This is a genomic window from Streptomyces sp. NPDC006265 (genome assembly GCF_040613555.1).
GTDB lineage: Bacteria > Actinomycetota > Actinomycetes > Streptomycetales > Streptomycetaceae > Streptomyces.
Genome location: NZ_JBEXSH010000661.1, coordinates 1 through 5,172, shown reverse-complemented (window position 1 = coordinate 5,172; position 5,172 = coordinate 1). Strand labels below are relative to the sequence as shown.

Sequence of the window (5,172 nt, the reverse complement as noted above, 5' to 3'; positions counted from 1 at the left end):
GTCGACGTTGCCGCGGATCGGGACCGTCGCTATGTCCAGGCCGTGGCTGCGGGCGTACGCGTTGAGCTGCGCCATGCGGCGCGGCGAACCCGTACCGATGCGGGCCCCGGAGGGCAGGTCGGTGAACTTCAGTGCGTCCCGGGCGACGATCACGTCCCGCGGGTCCTCGCGCACCGGCACGGCGGCCACGACCAGGTCGTCGGGCTGCGTGGTCGGCAGGTCCTTCAGCGAGTGCACCGCGAAGTCGACCTCACCCTTGAGGAGCGCGTCGCGCAGGGCGGTCACGAACACGCCGGTGCCGCCGATCTGGGCGAGCTGCTCGCGCGAGGTGTCGCCGTACGTGGTGATCTCGACGAGCTCGACGGGCCGCCCGGTCACCCTGCTCACGGCTTCCGCCACCTGCCCGGACTGGGCCATGGCGAGCCTGCTGCGGCGGGTGCCGAGCCTCAGCGCCTTGTCGTTCATGCCGGCCCTCGGTCTTTCTCGGTGGTGCTGTCCTCGGCCCGGGAGACGGCGGCCACCGTCTCGGGGTCGAGGTCGAACAGGGTCCGCAGTGCGTCCGCGTACCCGGCGCCGCCTGGTTCGGCCGCGAGTTGCTTGACCCGCACGGTCGGCGCGTGGAGCAGTTTGTCGACCACGCGCCGCACGGTCTGGGTGATCTCCGCTCGGTGTTTGTCGTCGAGACCGGGCAGCCGACCGTCCAGCCGGGCGATCTCGCCGGCCACGACATCGGCGGCCATGGTGCGCAGGGCGACCACGGTCGGTGTGATGTGCGCGGCCCGCAGTGCTGCCCCGAAGGCCGCGACCTCCTCGGAGACGATACGCCGTACCTGGTCCACATCGGCAGCCATCGGAGCGCCCGCGGACGCCTCCGCCAGCGACTCGATGTCCACCAGCCGCACCCCGGCCAGCCGGTGCACGGCCGCGTCGATGTCGCGCGGCATCGCCAGATCCAGCAGGAACAGCACGGGCTCGGGCCGCTGCGGCTCCTCGACCGGCTCGGGCCTGCGCCGCTCGGGGATCCGCCCGACGGTGGCGGCGGTCGCGGCGAGCACGGCGATCGCGTCGGTGTCCGCGGCCGGGTCGAGCGTGCCGGTCTGCCCCTGCCGGGCCGTACCGCCCGCCGCCCGCTGGGCGCCGCCCACCGAGCCGTTGTCCACCCACGCCGCGTGCTGTTCGAGGTCGGCGGCGGCCATCCCGGCCACGGCGGCCTCGCCGAGCACGGAGAATCCGGCGGTGCCCTGCACCGCGGAGAGCTCGAGCGGGCAGCCGTCCTCGCTGCCGAGGCCGGCGCCCGACGCACCGCCGCGCTGGGCCCCGGCCGTGGTGCCGGGCTCGCCACCCGGCGCCCCCGGTCCGTCCTCGCCGGACCCGGCGGCCGGCGCGGCCGTACGGCCCTCGACCGCCTCGGCGACCGACTGGGCCGTCAGGACCAGGCCCGTCGCACCGGTGCAGGAGACGGTGACGTCGGCACGTGTCAGCTCGGCCGGCACCGACTCCATCGGTACCGCGCGGGCCGCCACGTCCGTGTCGTCGCCGTCCATGAGACCGCGCCCGTACTGCTCTTCGAGCAGGTGGGCGAGGCGCTCGGCGCGGTCGAGTGTGCGGTTGGCGACGACGATCTCGGCGACCCCGGCCCGCGCGAGCGTGGCGGCGGCCAGGGAGGACATCGACCCGGCCCCGATGACCAGGGCCTTCTTGCCCCGCGCCCACTGCTGTACGTCCCCGCCCCGGGCCAGCTGCTCCAGGCCGAAGGTGACCAGGGACTGGCCGGCGCGGTCGATGCCGGTCTCGGAGTGGGCGCGCTTGCCGACCCGCAGGGCCTGCTGGAACAGGTCGTTCAGGAGCCGGCCGGCGGAGTGCAGGTCCTGTGCCCGGGCCAGGGAGTCCTTGATCTGGCCGAGGATCTGCCCCTCGCCGACGACCATCGAGTCCAGTCCGCAGGCCACCGAGAACAGGTGGTGGACGGCCCGGTCCTCGTAGTGCACGTAGAGATAAGGGGTGAGCTCCTCCAGGCCGACGCCGCTGTGCTGGGCGAGCAGCGTGGACAGCTCGGCGACACCGGCGTGGAACTTGTCCACGTCGGCGTAGAGCTCGATGCGGTTGCAGGTGGCGAGCACCGCGGCCTCGGTGGCCGGTTCGGCGGCGACCGTGTCCTGGAGCAGCTTGACCTGTGCGTCCGCGTTCAGCGCGGCCCGCTCCAGCACGCTGACCGGGGCGCTGCGGTGGCTGAGTCCGACGACGAGGAGGCTCATGCCGGCATCACGGCGGGCATGTCCCCGTCGGGCCCCTGGTCGGTGGAGTCGCTGCGGACGGCGGCGGTGGGGACGCCACCGTCGGACGCGGCGGCCTCCTCCCCGGCCTTGCGCTGCTCGTGGAAGGCGAGGATCTGCAGCTCGATGGAGAGGTCGACCTTGCGCACGTCGACGCCCTCGGGGACGGACAGCACGGTCGGCGCGAAGTTCAGGATGGAGGTGACCCCGGCGGCCACGAGCCGGTCGCAGACCGCCTGGGCGGCACCGGCGGGGGTGGCGATGACACCGATCGACACGCCGTTGTCCTGGATGATCTTCTCCAGGTCGTCGGCGTGCTGCACCGGGATCCCGGCGACGGGCTTGCCGGCCATGGCCGGGTCGGCGTCGATCAGCGCGGCGACCCGGAACCCGCGGGAGGCGAACCCGCCGTAGTTGGCGAGGGCGGCGCCGAGGTTACCGATACCGACGATCACAACCGGCCAGTCCTGGGTGAGCCCCAGTTCGCGGGAGATCTGGTACACGAGATACTCGACGTCGTAGCCGACACCCCTGGTCCCGTACGACCCGAGGTAGGAGAAGTCCTTGCGCAGCTTCGCGGAGTTGACCCCCGCGGCGGCGGCGAGCTCCTCGGAGGAGACCGTGGGGACCGAGCGCTCCGACAACGCGGTCAGAGCGCGGAGGTACAGCGGAAGCCGGGCGACGGTGGCCTCGGGAATCCCTCGGCTGCGGGTCGCCGGTCGGTGAGTTCGGCCAGTTGCCACGGTGCTCCTGCGGGTAGAGCGGGGCTGTAGGCGGTCATACGTCCCTACATGACCGCCCCGTCGAATGCAGGCTATGTCTTTGTGAACGCGTGCACAAAGATGGTGTCCGATTTGCCCGGCCAACGTGACCGGGGTCACGCGCCCCCGGCGCACGCGCAGGAAACCGGCGCATACGCACCACCGTTCCTTGTCTTTCGGGGGCAAAACCGCACACTCTCCTCAGTGAATCCCGCCCCCGAGACCAAGTCACCATCGATCCTAAGCGACTCGACGGCCACTTTGGACTGATCGGTCAGTCGCTCACCGGGCGGGATGACGGCGGGATCAGCCGGTCAGCGCCTTGCGCAGGCGGTCCTCGTTCACGCGCCAGAACGTGTGCTGCCTGCCGTCCACCAGCACGACCGGGATCTGCTCCCAGAACTGGTCGTGCAGTTCCCGATCCTCGGTGATGTCCTTCTGCTCCCAGGGGACTCCGAGATCGCCACACACCTTCTCCACAACGACCTGTGCGTCATCACACAGATGACAGCCGGGCTTGCGGATCAGGGTGACGAGCCGGTCCCGAGGGGGCCTGCGACGGAAGAGGGGACTCATGTCGGCCATTGTCGCGCGGCCACGCCCGAGCGGAACCCTCGCGAAAACGCCAGGGGACGCGCCGACCGCGTCCCGTCCCGCGCGGCATCTTTAACGACACGCTTGCCGAGAGTTCACAGGCTCCCAACCTCTCGGCTCCGGAACCCCCGAACAAACTGGCTATGCTCACGCCATGGCCGCTCTAGGATGGCTCACTCCCCGTAGGCGCTCCGCCACGGCGCGGAGCGTTTTGGCAGGCGAGGCCTCGGCGGAGGCAGCCCGCAAGTCCACGCAGGAAGCCGCCGGCACGACCGAGGAACCGCAGTTCCCGGTGCACGGCGACGACCAGGCCGCCGCCTTCTTCGACCTGGACAACACCGTCATGCAGGGCGCGGCCCTCTTCCACTTCGGACGCGGCCTGTACAAACGGAAGTTCTTCGAGACGCGCGACCTCGCGAAGTTCGCCTGGCAGCAGGCGTGGTTCCGCCTCGCCGGGGTCGAGGACCCCGAACACATGCAGGAGGCCCGCGACTCGGCCCTCTCGATCGTCCAGGGTCACCGCGTCGCCGAACTCCAGTCGATCGGCGAGGAGATCTACGACGAGTACATGGCCGAGCGCATCTGGCCCGGCACCCGCGCCCTCGCCCAGGCCCACCTGGACGCCGGCCAGAAGGTGTGGCTGGTCACGGCCGCCCCCGTCGAGATCGCCACGGTCATCGCCCGCCGTCTCGGCCTGACCGGCGCCCTGGGCACGGTCGCCGAGTCCGTCGACGGCGTCTACACCGGCAAACTCGTCGGCGAACCGCTGCACGGCCCCGCGAAGGCCGAGGCCGTCCGCGCCCTGGCCGCCGCCGAGGGCCTGGACCTCGGCCGCTGCGCCGCGTACAGCGACTCGCACAACGACATCCCGATGCTCTCGCTGGTCGGCCACCCCTACGCCATCAACCCGGACAGCAAGCTGCGCAAGCACGCCCGCCGGCTGGACTGGCGCCTGCGCGACTACCGGACGGGCCGCAAGGCCGCCAAGGTCGGCATCCCGGCCGCGGCGGGCGTCGGCGCGGTCGCCGGCGGCACCGCGGCCGCCATCGCCCTGCACCGCCGCCGCCGCTGACCATCCGATCAAACCGGGACACCATCGTTTACGGCCTGACAATCGCCGTAAATCCAACTGGCGTACCCCCACAACCTCGTATCCAGTCCTCTTGGCTGGACACGGCCACAACACGCCCCGGACTCAGCCGCAATCCGAATCTTTTCGATCAACAGCCGCTCACCATCCGACACTTGATGCGGCGCCAATCGGTTACGGAAGCGACGTAATCGGCAATTTGAGCAACTCGGTGTAGCAGCGCCTGCACGAAGCGTTATTCTCCTCAGACGCAAACCGGTACCCCTCCGTCGCTACGACGGGTGAAAGGTCCCGCACTGCACGTGATGGAAGCTCTGCCTCTGGGAGTCCCGTGTACCCACACGTCGGGGTTGACGCCTCGGGCCTGGCTACGCTGCGCACAACGGTCCAAGACCTGTTGCGTTCGGCGTCTTCTGCGTGGTCACATGGTATCCAGTGCGCAGTTAGGTGTACC

4 protein-coding genes and 1 pseudogene are annotated in these 5,172 nt (G+C 70.8%); 1 reads left to right on the top strand and 4 read right to left on the bottom strand.

What is annotated here, in order from left to right:
• The 4 genes and pseudogenes from ABZ281_RS36795 to ABZ281_RS36780 form a co-directional block, all read right to left on the bottom strand.
• Nucleotides 1-465 (bottom strand): annotated as a pseudogene (locus tag ABZ281_RS36795) (hydroxymethylbilane synthase); the annotation flags it as partial.
• On the bottom strand, nt 462-2,255 hold the full coding sequence (locus tag ABZ281_RS36790) for a glutamyl-tRNA reductase (protein WP_356662390.1): 1,794 nt from the start codon (nt 2,253-2,255) through the stop codon (nt 462-464). The pseudogene ABZ281_RS36795 and the gene ABZ281_RS36790, both read right to left, overlap by 4 nt.
• Entirely contained in the window at nt 2,252-3,016 is a 765-nt protein-coding gene (locus ABZ281_RS36785) for a redox-sensing transcriptional repressor Rex (RefSeq protein ID WP_356662389.1), read from the bottom strand. The genes ABZ281_RS36790 and ABZ281_RS36785 overlap by 4 nt, the downstream gene beginning before the upstream one ends.
• Before the next feature lie 324 nt (nt 3,017-3,340).
• Nucleotides 3,341-3,610 (bottom strand): glutaredoxin family protein, encoded by a 270-nt coding sequence (locus tag ABZ281_RS36780; protein ID WP_356662388.1) that lies wholly within the window; start codon nt 3,608-3,610, stop codon nt 3,341-3,343.
• A 172-nt stretch (nt 3,611-3,782) separates the two neighbouring features.
• Between ABZ281_RS36780 and ABZ281_RS36775 the strand changes: the two genes are divergently transcribed.
• Nucleotides 3,783-4,700: an HAD-IB family hydrolase gene (locus tag ABZ281_RS36775; RefSeq protein WP_356662387.1), complete on the top strand. Its 918-nt coding sequence runs from the start codon at nt 3,783-3,785 to the stop codon at nt 4,698-4,700.
• Nucleotides 4,701-5,172 lie beyond the last annotated feature (472 nt).